Annotated in this window: 9 protein-coding genes (1 of these 9 cut by a window edge); 8 read left to right on the forward strand and 1 reads right to left on the reverse strand. The window is 55.5% G+C overall.

The genetic code is table 11. The features are described from left to right. The 4 genes from ACOSDR_RS01825 to ACOSDR_RS01840 form a co-directional block, all read left to right on the forward strand. Positions 1–12139, forward strand: partial view of a DUF5801 repeats-in-toxin domain-containing protein gene (locus ACOSDR_RS01825; protein ID WP_420730224.1) — the end only. It extends 15632 nt beyond the left edge of the window; the window shows 12139 of its 27771 coding nt (coding positions 15633–27771); its start codon lies beyond the left edge, outside the window; it ends in the stop codon at positions 12137–12139. A 201-nt stretch (positions 12140–12340) separates the two neighbouring features. Next, entirely contained in the window at positions 12341–14986 is a 2646-nt protein-coding gene (locus ACOSDR_RS01830) for a type I secretion system permease/ATPase (RefSeq protein WP_420724596.1), read from the forward strand. Between the two features lie 54 nt (positions 14987–15040). Next, positions 15041–16357 (forward strand): HlyD family type I secretion periplasmic adaptor subunit, encoded by a 1317-nt coding sequence (locus ACOSDR_RS01835; protein ID WP_420724595.1) that lies wholly within the window; start codon positions 15041–15043, stop codon positions 16355–16357. Next, positions 16357–17565 carry an amidase gene (locus ACOSDR_RS01840; protein ID WP_420730225.1) on the forward strand — a complete coding sequence of 403 codons (1209 nt, stop codon included), beginning with the start codon at positions 16357–16359 and terminating at the stop codon, positions 17563–17565. Before ACOSDR_RS01835 ends, ACOSDR_RS01840 begins: the two co-directional genes overlap by 1 nt. A 43-nt stretch (positions 17566–17608) precedes the next feature. Here ACOSDR_RS01840 and ACOSDR_RS01845 read toward each other — a convergent pair whose 3' ends face one another. Continuing rightward, complete coding sequence (locus ACOSDR_RS01845; RefSeq protein WP_420730226.1) at positions 17609–18124, reverse strand: adenine phosphoribosyltransferase; 516 nt, start codon at positions 18122–18124, stop codon at positions 17609–17611. An 86-nt stretch (positions 18125–18210) separates the two neighbouring features. Between ACOSDR_RS01845 and ACOSDR_RS01850 the strand changes: the two genes are divergently transcribed. From ACOSDR_RS01850 to ACOSDR_RS01865, 4 genes are read left to right on the forward strand one after another with little or no spacing between them, the layout of a single operon-like run. After that, positions 18211–19341: an ABC transporter permease gene (locus tag ACOSDR_RS01850; RefSeq protein ID WP_420724592.1), complete on the forward strand. Its 1131-nt coding sequence runs from the start codon at positions 18211–18213 to the stop codon at positions 19339–19341. Between the two features lies 1 nt (position 19342). Continuing rightward, on the forward strand, positions 19343–20143 hold the full coding sequence (locus tag ACOSDR_RS01855) for an ABC transporter ATP-binding protein (RefSeq protein ID WP_420730227.1): 801 nt from the start codon (positions 19343–19345) through the stop codon (positions 20141–20143). Positions 20144–20158: 15 nt separating this feature from the next. Then, positions 20159–21517 (forward strand): MlaD family protein, encoded by a 1359-nt coding sequence (locus ACOSDR_RS01860; RefSeq protein WP_420730228.1) that lies wholly within the window; start codon positions 20159–20161, stop codon positions 21515–21517. After that, on the forward strand, positions 21514–22236 hold the full coding sequence (locus ACOSDR_RS01865) for an ABC-type transport auxiliary lipoprotein family protein (protein WP_420724589.1): 723 nt from the start codon (positions 21514–21516) through the stop codon (positions 22234–22236). Before ACOSDR_RS01860 ends, ACOSDR_RS01865 begins: the two co-directional genes overlap by 4 nt. Positions 22237–22246 lie beyond the last annotated feature (10 nt).

The following is a 22246-nucleotide window of genomic DNA, read 5'->3' on the forward strand; positions in this document are numbered from 1 at the left end:
CGCAGAACAGACCGGTGCGGTTGGTGTTGAGGTCAACACGCAATATGGCGCGCTGACGGTTCAGGCGGACGGGTCGTTCACCTATACCAGTGACGCGGGCGAGACGCATACGGATGGCACGCCGCTGTTGGATGCGTTCACCTATACGATCACGGATGGGGATGGCGATACGTCCTCTGCGACGCAGGCCTTCACGATCACCGATGATGGGCCACAGCCACCGGTCCCGATGCCCCCTCCTGGCACGGAACCGCCCCCTCCGGGTGAGCCGCCTGTTGGTGGCGAAGATCCGGATCACCCCGAACTGGGCGTGAATGCGGGTCGTGTGGATGAAGACGATCTGGCCGATGGGTCTGATGCGGATAAGGAACCGACAACGGTTACCGGGACGCTGACGATTGATGCGGGCGATGATGGCCTGGGCTCTGTTGCCTTCACCGACAGCGGCTTGATGCCGACCCTGACCTCTGGCGGTGTGCCAGTGACCCTGACGCCCAGCACGGATGGTCAGACGATCACCGGGACGGCTGATGGTGTGCCGGTGTTTACGATGGAACTGACGGATGGTGGCACGGGCTACAGCTTCACGCTGCAGGGCACGTTGGACCAGCCGGTGGGCGAGGGCGAGAACGAGATCGACCTGCCGTTCACAGTTGAAGTGACCGATGGCGATGGCTCGACGGCCAGCACAACCTTCCACATCTCGGTCGTCGATGACGTGCCCACCGCGATTGATGACAGTGCGGGTCCTGTAGAAGAGGGCCAGTCTGTCAGCGGCAATGTTGTTGATGCCAATGATACGGTTGGTGCCGATGGTGCCAGCGTGACGTCGGTGGAGTATACGGATGGGTCGGGCAACACCGTAAGCTATACGGTTGATCCGGTGACGGGCGCGACGATCACGGTGGATACCGGCGTTCTGACGATTGCAGCCGATGGCAGCTATACCTTCACGACGGGTGACGATGCGGTTACAGGCTCGGAGTCTGTCTTCGAGAACTTCACCTATACGCTGACCGATGGGGATGGCGATCAGGATACGGCGGTGCTGAGCATCGAAGTGACCGATGATGATGTCCCGACGGTGACGATTGAGTATCCGGGCGCGAATGCGACGGCGGGTGTTGTGAATGAAGATGACCTGGGCAGCGAAGATGGGGACGTCGCGTCTGGCAGTGATCAGAGCGGTGCATCTTCGGTCAGTGGCACGATTGGCATTGATACCGGTGATGATGGCTTTGGGTCGATTGCCCTGACGGTGCCGCAGGCACTGGAAAACATGGCGCTGACGTCCGGCGGTGAAGCGATCAGCTACAGCGTCTCGACGGATGGTCAGACGATCACCGCCATGGCAGATGGGTCGCAGGTCTTCACGGTCAGTGTGACCGGGAATGAAGCGGACGGCTTTGGCTGGACGTTTGACCTGACGGGTCAGATTGATCACCCGACAGGCGATGGCGCGAATGTCATCTCCGGCCTGCCCTTTGGCGTGACGGTGACCGATGCTGATGGCGACGCCACCGATGCAACGATTAAGGTTGATGTGATCGACGACGTGCCGGTCGCGCTGACCGATGCGATTGTCGTTGGACAGGCGGACTCCGTCTCGGTCGATGAAGATGATCTGGCCGATGGTACAGATGGCTCCGATACGACCAGTGTGTCTGGTAATCTGGGCTTTGGGTCTGGGGATGTCATCGCAATCGATTATGGCGCGGATGGTGCCGCAGACGGCGCACCAAGCGGTGTGTCCTATGGCGATCTGGACTTCACAATCAATGGTCCGGCGGGTCTGACTTCGCAAGGCAAAGAGATTGGGTACAGCCAGACAGGAAATGTGCTGACGGCGACATCTGAAGATGGTCGTGACGTGTTCACCGTGACGCTGAACGGGGATGGATCCTATACCTTCAATCTGATGGATAGTCTGGATCATGCCGATGGCGCAGGCGAAAATGCGATGGATCTGGGCTTCACGATTACCGGTACACCGAATGCGGATGTGCTTGCTGCGGCAGTTGATGGCGACGGGGATGCGGTTTCCGGGTTGTCGGATGCCTCTGTGACGCAGAGTTTCTCGGTTTCCGTTGTCGATGACGTTCCCGTTGCTACGGCCAACGATCTGACTGGCGAGCCGGAAGTCGTTACAGTAACGATCACCGCCGAGAATTACAGCGAAACCGGGGCAGGCTTTACGGTCACTGGGCGTCAGATCGACTCGAACGGCACGCTGACTGATAAGTCGACCGATTTGGTCTCGACCCATGCAAATCCTCCAGGATTTGGAGTGACCGGTGCGGCATCGGGTGACAATTCTGAAATCGGCTACAGCGACTCGGATATGATCTCGGAAGAGCTCCATATCGACTTTGACCAGCCGATCACCGAAGTCACGATTTCCTATTCCTGGATGAACAGCCATGAAGATGGAACCTATACGCTGTATCGTGATGGTCAGCCGGTCGGGTCCGCTACTGTCACGGGTGTGACCGATCAGGTCGATGCCGCCTTTACAGCACAAGCTGACGATGGTGGATCGTTCGACAGCATCGTCTTCACGGCACCAAGTGGTGGCGGTAATGACTTCTTGGTTCACTCCGTTGAGTTCGAACAGACGGTCGATGGCACCGGTGGTGTTGTCTCTGAGGTCGTGACGGTGGATGAGGACGACCTGCCTGACGGGTCCGATCTGGACAAGGAACCGCTGACAGCTTCAGGCGATTTGGGGCTGAACGGTGAAGAACTGATCAGTATCGACTACGGTGCGGATGGCGCAGCGCCGGGTGCCCCAAGCAGCCTCGGCTATGCTGATCTGACCTTCACGATCGAGGGTCCGGAAGGTCTGACCTCTCAAGGGGAAGAAATCACCTACAGCCAGACTGGCGATGTGATGACGGCTTCTGCGGATGGTCGCGATGTCTTTACCGTGACGTTGAATGCCGATGGCAGCTTCACCTTCACGCTGATGGACACGATCGATCATCAAACAGCCGATGGGGAAAATGTCAGCACGCTCAGCTTTGGCTTAAGCGGCGTGCCCAGCGAGACGGCTGTGACCGATTATGACCTGGATCCGGCCGATTTGGGCGATGTGACGTTTAACCATTCCTTCCAGGTCAATGTGATCGACGATGTGCCCCAGGCGGTGGATGATGCGACAGTGACGCTGAATGAAGGCGGGGCTGTGGTTGAAGGCAGCGTCATGGATAACGACACGCAAGGGGCTGACGGCGCCAGCGTGACGGAGATTGGGTATACCGATGCGAATGGCAATCCTGCCACAGCAACGGTTGATCCGGTCAATGGGGCGTCCGTTGCGACCGAATTCGGTACACTGACGATTGCAGCCGATGGCAGCTATACCTTTACCTCCAACACATCGGTTGAAAACCCGAATGGGGCGGCGGTCAGTGATGGCTTTACCTACACAATCACCGATGCGGATGGTGACACGGCAACCGCAACGCAGACCTTCGCGATTGAAGATACGCTGCCGGAATTGTCGTTGCAGATTGGCCCGGCGGAAGGGCTGGAAGATCAGCCAATCGCCTTGTCTATCGCGGCTGACCTGGCACAGGCCAATGGTGCGGTAACGATTGGGGTTCAGTTGGGCAATGTTCCAACCGACGCCACCCTTGTCACCGGGACAGGTCAGGTTCTGACCGGATCAGCCAGCTACACGCTGACTCCTGATGAGTTGGAAGGGCTGACAATCCAGGCTGGTGAGCATTCTGCGGATGACTTTGCCATCACTGTGACGGCGACGGCGACGCATTCTGTTACGGGTGAAACCGTCACAACCGATGCCATGCCTCTGCCAGTTACGGTGCACGAAGTGGCCGATGGCCCGACCTTGACGGTTGATGCCGATGTCGTTGCCACGGGTGATGAAGGCACGGACGATCACCTGGTTGGTGGTGACGGGTCGGATACGCTGCAAGGCGGGGCAGGCGACGACGTTATTGAAGGGGAAGGCGGCAACGATCTGTTGATCGGCGACACCTATGACGGGACCATGTCGGCGGCCTTGAACATTGATGTCGGCCTGATCGATCAGGACGGCTCCGAAGTTGCCGGTCTGACCCTGTCTGGTCTGCCAGCAGGCGCGACGCTGACCTCTGACACTGGCAGCATTACTGTCACGGCCAATGGAACTGCTGAATTGACAGCAGCGGATCTGGAGGGGCTGACAGTCACATTCCCTGCCGGAACCGAAGGGTTTGACATCGCTGTTGCAGCCCGCACGGTCGATACGGACTTTGATGACAACACCACAGATACGTCTGCGGATGTGATCCAGACAATCAGTGTCAGCCTGCCTGCGGGCGATGGTTTCGGGGACGACACCATCATCGGCGGTGAAGGGGATGATACGATCTATGGCAACCGGGGCGATGACGTCCTGCACGGGGATGGGCCGGATGTGCCAGAAATTGAACTGGTGACCGGAACTCAGACCATCTATGTCACAGACCGGGGTCCATCGATTGATATTGGTGGCATTGGTGGATCATCCGGGTCGGGTGACCAGGGTGAACTGACCGAACCGGATCATGTTTCTGAAGGTGGCTTCACCATCACCGGCACATTGGATGTGGCCCAGGGCGGGGTTGTCACCAGCATCAACTATACCGCAGAGGGTGGTCAGACCGCCTATGCGACGGTGGATTCAACCAATGGCGTTACCGTTGATACACAATACGGTAGCCTGACGGTTAATGCCGATGGCAGCTTCAGCTATACGTCTGACCAGGATGAGGATCACGCCCCCAATGGCGATCCGCTGCCGGATCCATTCTCCTTCACATCGGCTGTGTCGGCTGGATCAACGTCTGGCACCGGCACACCGGGTGGCAATCTGGGTTCGGGCGATAATGATTTCGTCGACAGCAATGACAACAATCACAATGGCACCAGCGGTTCAGATACCTTTGTGGTTGATCGCGATCTGCGGATGAATGAAAACTTCCAGATGGGCGACGGCGACGACGTTATTGTCGTGAACGGCAATACCAGTCAGGGCAATAACCTGAATATGGGTGGTGGCGACGATGCTGTGATGCTGAGTGAAAACATTGGCGGTAACACCGCGATGGATGGCGGAAACGGCAATGACGTTCTGTATCTGGGCAAGGATAGAGATTCCTACCAACTGCAGAATTTCACGGACAATCAGGGCCACATCAATACCCAGATCATTGATCTGGATACCGGCAACATGCTGACCGTAAACAACATCGAAGCAATCTCCTTTGCTGATGGTGTAATCATCGGCAATGCGGATCTGGTCGAAACTGGCGGCGGTGAGCCCATCGATATCGGAACCTATAACGACACGATCTATGGCGAAGAAGGCAATGATCAGCTGTATGGCGATCAGGGCAATGACGTGCTGCGCGGTGGTGAGGGTGACGATACCGTCGATGGCGGCACGGGCATTGATGATGTTCATGCAGGCAGCGGCAATGACAGTGGTATCTTCACCGTCGGTGAAGGCGGCGTGGGTGAGCGTTATGACGGCGGCACCGGCACTGATACACTGACCATCCGCTACTCTGCGGCGGACCTGGAAAACCCAGCGATTGTTGCGGAACTGCGCGAAATTCAGGACTTCATCGCAAACAATTCCAATCCGCTGACCGATGCGGGTGCCGAACGGACCTTCCAGGCCCTGGGCATCACGGTTCAGGATTGGGAGGATGTGACCCTGGAAGGCCCGGACCTGCCCCCGCCTGTGGATGCACAGGACGATGGCACCGAAACCTTGGCCGAGGGTGGCGAATCCACCAGTGGCAATCTGCTGAGCAATGACGAAACCGGTGGTGGGGAAATCACCCAATTCACCTATACTGACGAGGGTGGAGATACCCAAACAGCGGCGGCAGGTGAAACGGTCGATACGATCTATGGCACGCTGACAGTCAATGCCGATGGCAGCTACACTTACACCTCCGATCCGTCGGAAGATCACAGTGGCGGCGGCCTCAGCGAGACGGTTACCTATACGCTGGAAAATGAATATGGCAGCGATACAGCCAGCATCACGCTGAATGTTACCGACACAGTGCCGGTGGCTCAGGATGACGCCAACAGCACCGTCGAAGGTGGCGATGCGGTAACCGGCAATCTGCTTACCAATGACGATCTTGGTGCCGATGGCTCCAGCCTGACCAGCTTCACCTATACCGATGCAAACGGCGCACAGCAGACTTCTGCGGCCAATCAAACGGTGGTGACGCAGACCGGGTCTCTGACCGTCAATGCGGATGGCAGCTACAGCTTTACCGCCAATGACAGTGTGGTTCACAGCACGGATGGCGAGACGGAGCAGGAAGTCTTCACCTACACCATCACTGATGGGGATGGCGATACCTCCATGGCAACAGCGACCATCGATATCACCGATACAGACCCGACGCTTGAGGTTGCGGCCTCCGGTACCGGTGTTGAAGATCAGGTGATCCCGCTGGACCTCAGCTATGACGTCACCGGTGAAGATGTTGCCAGCAGCAGTTTCACAATTTCCGGCGTACCGGAAGGGGCCAGCCTGACCGTGGGGACACAAACGTCGCCTGGTGTATGGTCCTTGACGGCTGCGGAACTGGAAACGGCCGGACTGAACCCGCCACATGATTTCTCTGGCGATATCGACCTGACCCTGACGGCCAGTGTGACGGATGTTGATGGCGATGTAGCCACCGACAGCCAGGACTTCACGGTCTATGTTGCGCCAGTCGTGGACGAAATTGAACTGACGGCAGAGTCCGAAACCGCCACCTTCGTGCCGAAGAATGGTGGGGGCGAACCGGAGCCGGGTGAAGGCATTCGCGTGACCAATATGGGTCATGAAAGCGCCAGCTATAACAACACGTTTGGCTATGTCATCATGGTTGCGGGCGTGCCCACGGTCGGTGAAATCCTGTTCAGCAATACCAAGCAGGAAATCAACGTCACGAAGGAAATCGAAGGCGTTGATCCAGACTCGGTCGAATTCTTTGTCATCTCGAACGGGGCGAGTCTGAATCCGGGCCTGACCAGCGGCACGGAAGTCACCTTCTCTCAAAACGCACAGGGCAATTGGGTAGCCTCGACTGCCAATGGACCGCTGTCTGGCCAGGGGGATCCGGTAATCTTCTCCAACCCGGCGCTGAACGAGAACAATTATGATTACACGACGGACAATCAGGTTGTCGGCAATCAGAATTGGGAAGATATCGCAAATGGTGGCGATATGGACTTCAACGACGTCAACATGAACGTTGAACGGTATGAAATCCCGGCCGGTACAGGTGAAAATGAAGTACTGGTTGGAACGCCACAGGACGATGTTCTGGATGGTGGTGCCGGCGACGACACGATCACGGGCCTGGGCGGTGATGATACGATCACCGGCGGAACCGGAAACGACACGATCTATGGTGACGGCGAAAATGATGGGACAACCACGATCGTCACAGTTGGAGATCCGTCGGTTGTGTTCTTTTCGTCCTTTGAAGACATTCCTGACAACGCCGAACAGAGCAATCCCTCTACTTTCGCTGACTCCATAGATGGTTGGCGTTCTACGGCCGATAAGGTGGAAATCTGGACGGATGAAGATGTTCGCGATTTGGGCAATCAACCGGATGGCACGAACCAGGCGGCCGATGGCGATAACTTTGTTGAACTGAATAATGTGCCCGGAAACACTTTTGCAGATGCCGATGGTATCTATCGGGATGTTCAAACGGTTGCTGGTGAAGTGTATGAGTTGACCTTCAGCTACTCCGGTCGACCGGGCTATGACGAAACAGTCAACGCCATGGAAATTACGGTCGATGGGGAACAATTGGGCAGCTATAGCCAGGATATGTCCAACCAGACCCAGCACGACTGGCAGACCGTTACGGTTCGCTTCGTCGGGACGGGTGAGCCGATGCGGATCGTGTTCGCGGAAAACTCGACCAATGACCAGCATGATGGTCGCGGCATGTCCCTGGATGACATCACCCTGGTAGATACCGGGACGATGGAAGTTGCCGGTCTTGAGGGCGAAAGCTTCAATGACACGATCTACGGTAATGCCGGTGATGATACGATCTACGGTCAGCAGGGCGATGATCTGATCTTCGGCGATAATGCCGCTGGCACATTGGCGGAAGGTTGCTTTGTTGCCCCCATTGAGATCACCGCTGCGGCAACCGATACCGATGGTTCGGAAGAAGTTCTGACCATTGAAATCGGCAATATCCCGGACGGGGCGACCCTGACCAATGCGGCAGGCGATACCTTCACGGGATCGCAGGTCCATGTGCTGACACCAGACCAATTGGCTGGATTGCAGATCGAAGTCCCCAATGGAACCGGTGATTTCTCTCTGTCTGTTGAAGTCACGGTGCTGGATACCGACCCGGATCAGGGCGGAACAGATACCGGTACGCGCAGCACGACCCTGGCAATTGATATTCCAGAGCCGGTTACATCGGATGGCAATGCCACATATGACGATACGATTTATGGCGGCGCTGGAAGCGATACGATTTCCGGTCAGCAAGGCAATGACGTGTTGTATGGGGATGGCGGTCCTGATGATACTGGTACGGGCAACCAACCGGTTGAAGTTGAATTTGATCTGTCCACCCCCAGCTATTCGGATGATCCGCTGAACCAGTATGGCAGCAGCGGTGACCATTATGCCAAGGGCTATATGGACGACGATCAGATGGTCGTGAAGCTGGGTGGCAAGGATGACTGTGGTGTCTGCGATATGGCCGGTGGCTTCACATCCAACTTCTCTGTGGATGCGGCGGCTTCAGGCACCACGATTACCTTCAGCTATCGCATGATTGTCGACCAGGACTATGAATCCGACGAATTCGGGGAAGTCTGGGTCGCGATTGATGGTCAGCGTATCGACATCAACGGCAACGACTTTGTGACGCGGGTCTTTGGCAACGGCAATGGTGGCGGCGACAGCGACACGGGTTGGCAGACGGTCACCCTGGATGTCGGTGATCTGCCTGCGGGGGATCACCAGATCACATTAGGCGGCTATAACAATGCCAAGACGACAGAAAGCGAAAGCATTGAAATCCGCTTCGATGATTTGGAAGTATCGGGCACGGTTGGCGGTGTCGAACCCGTTGATCCGCCTGTATCACAGCCGGTTGAAGTAGAATTCGACCTTTCCACCCCCAGCTATTCGGATGATCCGCTGAACCAGTACAGCAGCAGCGGCGACCATTATGCCAAGGGCTATATGGACGATGACCAGATGGTTGTGAAGCTGGGCGGTAAGGATGATTGTGACATCACTGATATGTCCGGCGGCTTTACATCCAACTTCTCTGTGGATGCGGCGGCGACAGAAACCACGATCACCTTCAGCTATCGCATGATTGTTGATGATGACTTTGAATCGAACGAATTCGGGGAAGTCTGGGTCGCGATTGATGGTCAACGTATCGACATCAACGGTGACGACTTTGTGACGCGGGTATTTGGCAACGGCAATGGCGGTGGCGACAGCGACACGGGTTGGCAGACGGTCACGGTGAATGTCGGCGATCTGCCTGCGGGTGATCACCAGATCACACTGGGCGGCTATAACAACGCCAAGACGACAGAAAGTGAAAGCGTTGAAATCCGCTTCGATAATCTGGAAGTATCGGGCATGGTTGGCGGTGTCGAACCCGTTGATCCGGCAGAATCCCTGTCGCTTGATATCACAGGCACGGATATCGATACCTCTGATGTTGTCGCAACCTGGCATGATGCTGGTGTGACACTGCAGGCCTTGCGGTACGATCCGTCGACCGATAGCTACAGTGATCGGAACTTCTCCACCAAGGATATCAGTTTCACCATCAATGGCAGCAATACCAGCGACACCAGTCTGCATGGCAGCTACAACTATGCTGGGATTTCAGTCGGTGGCGGCATCGATGGTGGCGAAATCGATACAATCGATGGTCAAACCACGACCGGAACCGAGGTCATGCGGATGACGTTTGATGAGCCGATGGGTGAAGTCTCCGTCACGGTCTCTGCCCTGTTCGATGGTGAAACCCAGATTACGGCGGATCATGGACCTTACGATCCGGGTTATCTGGAACAGGCTCGCTGGACCGCCTTTGGTCCGGATGGTCAGCAGGCGACCGGCGTAATCGACGGTACCGTTAATGGTTTGGCGAGTGCCACAATCACAGCAGGTTTCCCGATTACATCGATTGAATTGACGCCAATGAACGATGGGGCGGGCAACAGCGGTCACAACTCTGACTTCCTGTTGAAGGCCGTTTCCGCCCAGCCTTATGAAGCGCCTTCGATTGATAGTGACAACAATGACACCATCCATGGCGGCAGCGGGGACGATCAGGTCTTTGGCCAATACGGCAATGACTTCCTGCAGGGCGGGTCGGGTAACGACATCGTCTCTGGCGGGGCGGGCCGCGATTGGATCATGGGCGGATCAGATGCCGGGTCGGTTGATGTTGGGCCTCAATCCCTGACAGTCACCTTCCAGGGGACGGATGCGTCTTATTCCAACTCCGTCGGGTACTATGTCCTGGATGATGAAGGCACACCGGAAACCGGACAGGTGATCTGGGCCAATCTGCATCAGACCGATGTTGGATCGACTCACACGATCCTGCTGGATGGTTTTGATAAGGAAGATATCGGCTTCTTCCTGATCCCGGATGGTGCCGACATCAACCAGGGTCTGGCAGATGGCACCGTCGTCACCTTTGGTGAAAGTGCAACGGGTGAGATCACAATCTTCGCGGATGGTCAGGAACTGCAAGGCCAGGATGCGAAGGCTTACTTCTCCAACCCGTCCAGCCTGAATTCCGATGGACAAGACCATACCCAGGTGACCGAAATTACCGATGGTGTTGGTTTGACCATCAACTCAGATGGCAAGGATGGATACCTGCAAGGCGGCGGTGATGTGATTTCCGGCCAGCAGGTCACGGTCGAAGTTGGGTTCAAGGCGACAGAGCAGGCCTCTAACTTCACACCGCTGGTGTCCTATTCTGCGGGTCGTAACAATGGTAACGAATTCACCATTGGTGCGCAGAATGGAACCATCCAGGTTATGATTGCGGGGGTTGCGGTGGTCACCACGATCCTGGCGTCCGGTCTGTTCGATGGGCAGGAACATATGATTTCTGCAACATGGGATGGCGCCTCTGGTGATCTGAAGGTCTATGTCGATGGGGTTCAGGGCTTTGCCGCGAACAATGTCGCGACGGGTCAAAGCCTCAATAGCGGCGGCACTCTGGTCTTCGGACAGGAACAGGACAGCGATGGCGGCGGTTTTGATCAGGATCAGGTATTCTCTGGCACCCTGACCCAGGCACGCATCTTTGACGAGGTTCGTGACCCGGTTGAGATTGCTCAGAATGCCGGTGAACCTTTGCCCGACGATACCGACCATGTCACAGCGGATTATCACTTCGGCAGCTATAATGCTGGCAATCAAACGGTTGAGGATGTTTCCGGCAACGGCAATCATCTGACCTATCAGACCGTTTCCGGCTTCGCCCCGTCTGGCGATCCGGAAGTGATTGTGGGTGGTTCCGGTGAAACCCTGATCGGGTTCGAAGACCTGATCAATGGCGGGGATCAGGATTACAACGACGCGATCTTGTCGGTGAAACCTGTTCCGTCTGCGGCTGACTTCCATCAGGGCGATCAGTTATGGGGCGGCGATGTCGGCGGCACGGGCGATGGAGAACACGATGCGTTCTTCTATGCACGCGGCGATGGGGTCGACACCATCAACGACTTCGAAGTTGGCACGGATCAGTTGTTCATCAGCGGCTATGAACAGGATGATATGACAATCCTGCAGGATGGGGATGATACAATCATCAGCCTGGGTGATGGTGGTGCGATCAAACTGGTTGGTGTTGACGCTTCTGTCTTCGGGGCAGAAGACAATATCGCCTCTTACGACGCCGATACGGATCAGGATGGATCGTTGAACATCGATGAACTGATGCAAATGAAGGATGACGTGCTGGGTGACAGCGGCGGAGACACGGGCGGAGCGACACCTCCTCCATCCGCTCATGACGCTGGAATCGTTATGATCGCGCCGGTGATACCGGGGCTGACCGATAACAACAGCAACGAAGACCCGCAGAATGGGTAACGCGTTCTAGCCATTAGAGCGCATGTGCGAAAATGACGAAGCGGAGGACTGAATGGTCCTCCGCTTTTTCATTATGTTAACCTTTTGACACGATGGTGTTTGGTATGAATCGTGCTTAAATGTTAGAACTATTGGCTAATCGGGCGTGTATGTCTTAAATAGTGTGACGGTAGGCTTTAGCGGGAGCGTTGGAATTACTCCATGGCGCGTGAATCAGATCTAGACCAAAAAGCCGCCGTGTCGGCAAAGCGGACTGATCCGCCACGCCCCTATGCGCCCGGTGAGGCCGCTAGAGGCACCGAAACACAACCGCCGGATTCTGTGGATCAGGGCCGGGATTCAGGGTCGGCTGGATTGTTGAATCCCCTGGATAGCGGTCGCAATGATCCGAATGCGGGGCGTGCGGAACGGGATCTGTTATCTCCTGAGGCCTTGCATCGACATTTTGAGCGCGCCAGCGCCGCGAATGATACCGCCGCAGCATTGAATGAAGTGGCAGACGACGTGGCAAAAACTGCCGGGGCTGCAAAATCTCCCCGTCGCCCGGCTGAAAAATCAGATGCCGATGCTTCAAACTCCCCTGATGCCGGACCCCAAGAGTCTGATGATGCACGCAATGCTGCTGCTGAACGCCGTGCCAATCGGAACCGACGGGAAGGACCGCGTGATAGCAAGGATCGACGAAGTGCCTCAACAGGATGGCAAATTCGTCCGACGCCGGGCACCAAGGACGATCCTCTGCTGGGCTGCTTGACCATTTTGTGCACCTTGCTGGAACGCAATATTTCCTCTGAGGCGCTGACATCTGCCCTTCCGTTAGTAGATGGTATGTTGACGCCGGAACTGTTCGTGCGTGCAGCGGAAAGGGCGGGGATCTCGTCGCGTCTGCAGCGCCGCAATCTGGACGGTGTATCGAAATTGTCTCTGCCCTGCGTGCTGTTGCTCAGCCGCCAAAGGGCTTGTGTTCTGACAGATATTCGCAGGGACGAGGGGCGTGCGACCATTATCCTGCCGGAAATGGGTGCTGGGACCCGTGACGTGGCCTATGATGAACTGGTTCAGGAATATGTTGGCTATGCCCTATTTGCGCGGCCTGAATTTCAATATGACAAGCGGGCACAGGATGACCGCATCGCCGATCCCAAAGGCTGGTTCTGGGGGACGCTGCTGAATTCCTGGAAGCTGTATATCGAAGTCGGGGTGGCCGCGATCATGGTCAACTGTTTTGCGATCGCAAGCCCGCTGTTTACCATGAATGTCTATGACCGTGTTGTGCCCAACTTTGCAGAGGAGACATTGTGGGTTCTGGTGATCGGGATTTCCATCGTCTATGGCTTTGATTTCATGTTGAAATTGATCCGGGGCTATCTGGTTGATGTTGCCGGTAAGACGGCCGATACCAAGATTGCGGCGCGCCTGTTCCAACAGGTGATGGGCATGAAAATGGCCAACCGTCCGCCCTCGGCCGGCGGGCTAGCCAATTCGATGCGGGAATTTGAAAGTCTGCGGGAATTCTTTACGTCTTCTACCGTGACCGCCCTGGTCGATTTCCCATTCATCTTCCTGTTCCTGGGGGTGATCGCCATTATCGGCAGTCCGGCGATTGTCGCTATTCCCGCCTTCATGGTTTTCCTTGCGATTATCTGTGGCTTTATCGTTCAGATACAAATGCGCAAGATTGTTCAGGAAACCACGCGCGAAGCGATGCAAAAGCATGCGATCCTGATTGAGGCGATCTCCGGGGCGGAAACCATTAAGGCAACCGCATCGGAAGGGCGCATGCAGCGCGCCTGGGAAACCTTTGTGTCCAAAACTGCATCCTCGTCTATGAAGGCAACGCGGTGGTCCCAGTTTGCGCTGAATCTTAGCGGATTTTTCACGCAATTCGTGACGGTCACCGTGGTGCTGGTCGGGGTTTATGAAATCCATGAAGGCAATATGACGACGGGTGCCCTGGTTGCCTGTACCATACTGGCCGGGCGGGCAATGGCACCCCTGTCCCAGATCGCCGGGATCGCCACACGCTTTAATCAGGCGCGGGAATCCCTGAATGCGTTGGACAAGATGATGCAGACCCCGGTGGAACGTCCCGAAGGTCGCTCTTTTGTGCACCGCCCTGAATTCAACGGGATGTTGGAATTCAAGAATGTGAAATTCACCTATCCAGAGGCAAAGACCACTGCGTTAAGCGATGTGTCCTTTAAGATTGAAGCGGGTGAAAAGGTTGGAATTATTGGGCGGATCGGATCGGGTAAGTCCACAATAGAGCGGCTGTTGCTGGGCCTGTATGACCCGGATGAAGGATCGGTTTTGGTCGATGGCACGGATGTTCGACAGATTGACCCTGCGGATTTGCGCCGTTCTGTTGGAGTTGTGCCCCAGGATGTTTACCTGTTCTTTGGCACAGTGAAGGAAAACATCGCCCTGGGTGCCCCTTATGCCGACGATTCCGCGATTTTACGGGCAGCGCGCATTTCCGGGGTGGATGAATTTATCTCTAAACACCCGCTTGGTCTTGATTTACCAGTGGGAGAGCGCGGATTGTCCCTGTCCGGCGGGCAGCGCCAGGCGATTGCTGTGGCGCGGGCCTTGTTATTGGACCCGCCAATCCTTTTATTGGATGAACCGACCAGCGCCATGGATAACACTACAGAAGGACGGTTCAAGGCGCGGTTGGGTACAGTTTTGACAAATAAAACACTCATCCTGGTGACCCATCGTGGATCATTGTTGACGCTGGTGGATCGTTTAATCGTTATGGATGGTGGGCGTATCGTGGCCGATGGTCCAAAAGAAATCGTGATGGAAGCGCTGGCATCCGGGCGTATTCAGGCGGCAAAGGTTTAACCCGATTGCGGCCCGTCTTTCAGCCGGGCACGCATTAAGATTGGAATGACTTAGATGTCTGCAGGCAATTGGGGTGACGAAATATACGATGCCGAAAGCAATTCGGGTGTCGGGCGCAGTGCGCGGTTATGGGCGCATGTCCTGCTGTTCCTGATCGCGGCATTCTTCGTCGTTTTCCTGGTCTGGGCGCATAGTGCGGATCTGGATGAAATCACCCGGGGCGAAGGAAAAATTATTCCATCCGGCCAAACCAAGATCGTGCAGCATTTTGAAGGCGGTATTGTTTCAGAGATTACGGTTCGAGAAGGCGATATTGTTGATGCCGGCCAGGTGATCATGCGCATTGAGAATCGTCTGGCGGATGCCGAACTGGCGGAGAAGACCACGAAGTATCGCAGTCTTTTGGCCGAGGGCGCACGGTTACAGGCGGAAGCCACCGGGGCGAATGAAATTAACTTCTCTCAGGATATTCTGACCAATGCGCCGGATCGCGCGAATGATCAGCGCGACGTGTTTGATACCAATCTGAAGGAATTGCAGGGAAAAATTCGCATTCGTGAAACCCAACGTACCCAGGCATTGCAGGAATTGCGGCAGAAGACAGCCCAGGTCTCGCAGATCCAAAGTCAGTTGGAGTTGGCACGCCAGGAATTGAATCTGGTGCAGCCTTTGGTCGCCAGTGGTGCGGCATCGCAACAGGAATTATTAACCCTGCGCAGGTCCGTCGTTGAATTGGAATCACAATTGGAAGACACCAAATTGTCGATTCCGCGCATCCGGTCACAAATTCAGGAATCCACCAGCACGATTGAACAAGAATTGTCTGCTTTCCGCGCAAAGGCGCAGCAGGATTTAAGTAAGGTGCGGACAGAGGCGGAGCGCCTGCGCGAAGACTTGACCGCTGGTCAGGATCGTGAAAAGCGGACGGATATCAGGTCGCCTGTGCGTGGAACCGTCAACAAGATCCTGATCAACACAATTGGCGGTGTCGTGAAACCAGGGGACCCCGTGGCGGAGATCGTTCCGTTGGAGGATTCTCTTTTGGTCGAAGCTCGTATTCGCCCCGCGGATCGCGCACAGCTGTATCCGGGCCTGTCGGCGGTCGTGAAGGTCTCGGCCTATGATTTCTCCATTCATGGTGGGTTGGATGCGCAGCTGGTGGATATCTCCCCTGATACGATCCTGGATGAGGATGGAAAACCCTATTACCGCGTACGCCTGTCGACGACGGATACCAGCCTGGGCAAGGATATGCCCATCATTCCGGGTATGACAGCCACGGTTGATATTATCACGGGCCATAAAACCGTTCTGCAATATCTGCTGAAGCCAATTGAAAAAGGCATCAACAATTCAATGACGGAACGGTAATGCGCGCAGCTGGTAGGTTTAATGCTTTCACCGATGAAGACCTGTCCCTGAATGGGGCAGAATCAGGGCCTTTGGTTGGGACAACCTTTGCCGTAAAAGACCTGTATGATATCGTAGGTACGGTCGCTGCATGCGGTAATCCTGATTGGGGACGGACCCATTCCGTCGCCACGGAACATGCCCAGGCGGTGTCAACTCTTCTGGCGGCGGGCGCTTCTGTACGGGGCAAGACAATCACCGATGAATTCGCTTTTTCCATTATTGGCGAAAACCATCACTTCGGAACCCCCATCAATCCAAATGCGCCGGGGCATGTCTGTGGCGGGTCGTCCAGTGGATCAGCTGCCGCGGTTGCTGGAGGGCTGGTTGATTTCGCCTTGGGCACAGACACAGGTGGATCAGTGCGCATCCCTGCCAGTTTCTGTGGGATTTTTGGTCTGCGCCCCAGTCATGGTCGGGTGTCGTTAAAGGGCGTATTTCCCCTTGCAGCCACCTTTGATACGGCAGGCTGGTTCGCGCGCGATCCTGCCCTGATGCAGACAATTGGCCGGGTTTTGCTCCATGAACCCGTCTTGCAGCCCAAGCGTCCCACGCGCTTGCTCTACCCCGTTGATGCCTGGCAGGAAGTTTCTACGGATACAGCCCTGGCACTGGACCCTGCTGTTGCGCGTTTGGAAGCACTGTATGGTCCGGTTGAGCGTATGACGCTGGCCCAGGATAGCAGTTTGGCAGATTGGTTCGAAACCTTCCGTATCGCGCAGGGGGCTGAGATATGGCAGACATTGGGACCTTGGATTGAGGAAACGCAACCAAGCATCGGTCCGGGAATTCGGGAGCGATTGGAATGGTGCAAGTCCCTGACAAAGGCGGCGCAACAGGAAGCCCTGACTCAACGCGCGGAAATTACCGACCGACTAAAGCAGGTCACTCAGGATGGATCGGTGCTGGTATTGCCGGCCGCCCCTGGTCCTGCTCTAGAGGCCGGTCGCAGCGCCGTTGCCTCAAATGAAATCAGGGCCCAGATCATTCGATTGTCCGGCATCGCCCCCTTGACAGGTCTTCCGCAATTATCCCTGCCGGTTGGGCGGGTTGCTGGGCTACCCGTGGCGCTGTCCCTGATGGGCGCCTATGGGGCGGATGAGGCATTACTGGAAATGGCAGGCACTTTATGTGGCACCGCCGTTGATGGCGTTGCCTCCCTTCGTTAAGCCATCCCTGTATCGACCTTGAAACATCGTACTCTTTAGGGACCTAAATCTCGAACTGAACCAGGGATTTGAAGGGAACGTCGATTTCATCGCGCCCGCCAAGACCTTCCAGTTCGATAATGCAGGCAACGCCTGCCACGGTGCCGCCAACCTTACGGATCAGCTCTATCGCTGCGGTCATCGTGCCACCCGTTGCCATTAGATCATCCAGGACGACAACCCGCTGGCCAGGTTTAATCGCGTCGGCCTGAATTTCGACGGTATCGGTGCCATATTCCAATTCGTAAACATGACGGACTGTCTCGCCTGGCAGCTTTCCTTGCTTGCGCACCATCACGAAGCCCAGTTCCAACTCTAACGCCAGGGGCGCGGCGGTCAGAAATCCCCGGCTTTCAATCCCCACCAGAATGTCAGCCTGCCACGCCCTGCAGATATCGGCCAGTTGCAACACACAATGCTTCCACGCATGAGGTTGGGCCAGCAGTGTAGAAATGTCATAGAATAGAATTCCCGGCTTTGGAAAATCAGGAACTGTTCGGATATGTTGCGCTAGGTCCATATGTGCCTCTAAGGTCTGGGGGTAACAGGGGGTGCAGTGTAATGATCGATATGGGATGCCGCAATGCGGGATAGGACAGTTGGCGCATGAATACTGAAGGATGGATGCGCACAAATAGTGACGGGGCGTTCCTGACCGTCAGTGCAGGCGGGGCCTGGACAATCGCCAGCGCAACGGCATTGGACAAGCTGGTTTCGTCGCTGCGGACGGGCGATGCGGATCGGATTGTTTTCGATCTATCGGATCTGGAACGTTTGGACAGTGCGGGTGCATGGCTGCTGTTTCGCTGTGCATCCCAGCTGCGCAATGATGGAATTACTGTGGATTTCATTGGTGTTTCCCGAAACCATCGACCGATGTTGGATCTGGTCTCCAGTCAGGCGACAGAAGAAGTCGTTCCTTCAGACACAAGAAATGGCCTGGTTAAGTTTTTGGAGCGTATCGGGCGGGGTTTTGTTGCGGCAATGATGAAGGGCGTCGAGCTGCTGAACTTTGTCGGTCTGGTTACGATTACAATGGGGAGAACTATTCTTTCCCCCCGTCGCTTGCGACCCAAGGCCCTGGTGACACAGATTGAACAGACCGGGTTGAACGCCTTACCGATCGTTGGTTTGCTGTCTTTCCTGATCGGCGTCGTGCTGGCCTATCTGATGTCGGATCAATTGCGTCAGTTCGGGGCAGAAGTCTTTACAGTCAATCTGGTTGGCCTGTCCATGCTGCGGGAAGTTGCGGTATTGATTACTGCCATCATGATCGCCGGGCGATCCGGGTCGGCCTTTACGGCGCAAATCGGTACGATGAAGGTGAATGAGGAAATCGACGCCATGGGCACCCTGGGCCTGGATCCAATTGAGGTTCTGGTGCAACCCCGGGTCCTGGCATTGATGATCACCCTGCCATTCCTGACATTCTTTGCCGATGTGATGGGGATTCTGGGCGGGGGCGTCATGACGGTTGTGTCTTTGGGGCTATCACCGGAACAATTTGTAACGGCCCTGAAAAAGGCGGTGGATTTGAATGACTTCCTGGTCGGGATGGTCAAGGCCCCGGTACATGCCTATATCATTGCAATTGTTGGCTGTTATGAGGGGTTAAAGGTTGAACGCACGGCAGAAAGCGTTGGGCGCCAGACAACAACCTCTGTCGTTGAATCGATTTTCCTGGTGATCGTTGCAACATCGCTATTCTCCATTTTCTTTTCAATTCTGGGAATTTGATATGACCCAGGAACATAGGAAATCAGAAGCCGATACAGATCCCATCGCCATTCGGGTGCGTGGTATCAAAACTCAGTTTGGGGCACAGGTCATTCATGATGGGGTCGATCTGGACGTCAATCGGGGGGAAGTGATCGGCATTGTCGGGGGGTCAGGCACCGGAAAATCAGTACTGTTGCGGGAAATTGTCGGCCTGCAGCGCCCCAGTGGCGGCACGATAGAATTGCTGGGAACCGATGTATGGGGGGCGGGATTAGAAGCGCGCAATCAGTTGCGCACCCGAATCGGGGTTCTGTTTCAGGATGGTGCCTTATTTTCTTCTCTGACCGTGGCGGAAAACATCCAGGTTCCGATGCGGGAACACCTGAATATGTCCCAGGCGTTGATGGATGAATTAGCCGCCTTGAAGATCAAGATGGTCGGCCTGGCCCCGGAGGCGGGTGGCAAGCTGCCCTCGCAATTATCGGGCGGGATGCGCAAACGTGCTGGATTGGCAAGGGCCCTGGCGCTGGATCCTGATGTGGTGTTTCTGGACGAACCGACAGCGGGCCTGGATCCGATTGGCGCGGCGGCGTTCGATGAATTGATCCGGTCGCTTCAGGGCAGCCTGGGGCTGACCGTCTTTATGGTAACCCATGATCTGGACAGTCTGGCGGCGATCTGTGATCGGATCGCGGCACTTGTGGACAAAAAGGTGATGGTCGGTACGATGGAACAGCTAATGAAAGCGGATCATCCGTGGCTTCAGGAATATTTTCATGGGCCGCGCGCGCGGGCGGTCTCTGGAATGGCTGCGGAATAAGGGGACGGTTAGATTATGGAAACTCGGGCCAGTTTCGTCCTTGTCGGTACTTTTGTGTTGTCATTCTTTATCGCCGTGATTGCTGCGGTGGTTTGGCTGGCAGGGCTTGAGATTGGGTCGGACACGACACGCTATGATGTTTATTTTAAGGGATCTGTCACGGGCCTGTCGGTTGGCAGTCCTGTACGCTACAGCGGCATTCCTATTGGAAACGTTACCAGCCTGCGCATTTCACCGGATCGTTTCGGGGAAGTGCAGGTTGTGATCGATGTGCCAAAAGATACTCCGATCCGTGAAGATGCCGTTGCCCGTTTGGAAACCCAGGGTATTACAGGTGTTGGATTTATTGAAATCAGCGGTGGAACGGAATCCGCACCGGCCTTGACGGCAAAACCAGGGCAGGAACGACCTGAGATAAAATCGGATAAATCAGCGCTTCAGCAGGTCTTTGAAAGTGCGCCTGAAATCATGGGTAACCTTAAGGAAGTGTCGGAACAGGCCACCAAGCTGTTGAATGACGAAAATATCGCCCATTTGCAGGGAACTATTGAGAATATTGAAAAGTTCTCTGGCGCGCTTGCGGACAGTTCTGAAGACATCGCGCTTCTACTGCAGCAAGGGGCGGGCGCGATGGAACAATTCAAACGCGTCGCGGTGGAAGGGGAACGCCTGGTTGCGGCCTTTGCCGATCGATCTGATGGCATAGCCGGCGCAGCGGAGGAAACCATTCAGGACTTGAGTGGATTTGCCAAGAAACTGAATGATCTTGCCGCCCAAACCAGCCCGATACTGGAAAATGCCAATAAGACGGTGATTAATTTCTCTGCCGTTGGAGACGATATTCGCGGGCAGATTGGCAAGGTTTCCGAACAATTGTCCGGAACGATTGACCGATTGGATGGGACGATCGGCCAGACTGACGCCCGGATCGCCCAGTTGATGGAACAGGCGCAATCCTCTCTGAAAAATGCTGACATCATGATGTCGACGGCGACAGGACGGATCGATTCCGTAGCAGATTCCGCAGAAGACACCTTTGGGGAATATCAGGGGCTGGCCCAGACAATTGCGCCCATGGTCGATAGTGTCGCGTCCGACGCAACCAAGGCCGTGAAGGATTTCAGCGCGATTTCAGGAGAATTGCGATCTGCAGCGGTTAACATTGCAGCGGCCGCGGATGAAGCGCGCTTGCTGATCAAGGAAAACCGCGATCCGGTGACGAATTTCACCAGCAATGGATTTTTCGAATTCACACAATTACTGTCAGAAATGCGGGTCCTTGTTTCATCGCTCAGCCGCATCACAAATCAGATTGAACGGGATCCCGCACAATTCTTCTTCGGCGATTCCCAGCAGGGGTATGAGGTACAATGACCGGTTTCGAAAAGGAAGCGTTGATCGACAAGGGCGCAACACGCCGGCAGGCCATGCGCCATGTGGGGCACCTGACATTTGGACTGATGGCAACAACGGTATTGGCCGGGTGTGCCCTGAAACTACCTGGCAGCGGGGATCCGGCCCGGATTTATGTTTTAACGCCCAAGAGCACGTTTAACGATGACCTTCCCGAAGTGTCGTGGCAGTTGCTGGTTGAAGCGCCACAGGCGGCCGCCGGGATTTCCAGCGCCCGAATTGCATTGCGCCGTTCGCCTATTGAAATCGAGTATTTCGCGCGGGCTGCCTGGACCGATAGTGCGCCAAAGATGATCCAGACGCTTCTGATCGAAAGCTATGAAAACAGTGGCAAGATCATTTCTGTTGGACGCCAGGCAATCGGGTTGCGGTCTGATTTCATACTGAAAACGGATCTGCGTGAATTTCAGGCGGAATATGTCGATGAACATGGCGTTCCCTTGCCGGAAGGCACACCGCCCAATATTCGCATTCGGATGAATGCCAAACTGGTGAAGATGCCAAAGCGGGTTATTGCCGGCTCTAAAACATTTGAATATGTCGTGCCCGCTCCCGGCTCTTCCATGGTGGAAATTGTTCGGGGCTTTGATGAGGTTCTGGGCAAGATTCTCAAGCGGATGGTCGTATGGTCTCTTGAAGAAGGCCAACGGTTGTACGAAAAGGGTGATATGGCCTCTTAAGCCAACCATC

Source organism: Hwanghaeella sp. 1Z406 (assembly GCF_048892425.1).
In the GTDB taxonomy this organism is placed as follows: Bacteria; Pseudomonadota; Alphaproteobacteria; order UBA8366; family Aestuariispiraceae; genus Pacificispira.

What these genes read in the sequence shown, in the direction of transcription:
- ACOSDR_RS01830 (WP_420724596.1), top strand. Translation starts at nt 12,341, where the DNA reads ATGGCGCGTGAATCAGATCTAGACCAAAAAGCCGCCGTGTCGGCAAAG.
- ACOSDR_RS01835 (WP_420724595.1), top strand. Translation starts at nt 15,041, where the DNA reads ATGTCTGCAGGCAATTGGGGTGACGAAATATACGATGCCGAAAGCAAT.
- ACOSDR_RS01840 (WP_420730225.1), top strand. Translation starts at nt 16,357, where the DNA reads ATGCGCGCAGCTGGTAGGTTTAATGCTTTCACCGATGAAGACCTGTCC.
- ACOSDR_RS01845 (WP_420730226.1), bottom strand. Translation starts at nt 18,124, where the DNA reads ATGGACCTAGCGCAACATATCCGAACAGTTCCTGATTTTCCAAAGCCG.
- ACOSDR_RS01850 (WP_420724592.1), top strand. Translation starts at nt 18,211, where the DNA reads ATGAATACTGAAGGATGGATGCGCACAAATAGTGACGGGGCGTTCCTG.
- ACOSDR_RS01855 (WP_420730227.1), top strand. Translation starts at nt 19,343, where the DNA reads ATGACCCAGGAACATAGGAAATCAGAAGCCGATACAGATCCCATCGCC.
- ACOSDR_RS01860 (WP_420730228.1), top strand. Translation starts at nt 20,159, where the DNA reads ATGGAAACTCGGGCCAGTTTCGTCCTTGTCGGTACTTTTGTGTTGTCA.
- ACOSDR_RS01865 (WP_420724589.1), top strand. Translation starts at nt 21,514, where the DNA reads ATGACCGGTTTCGAAAAGGAAGCGTTGATCGACAAGGGCGCAACACGC.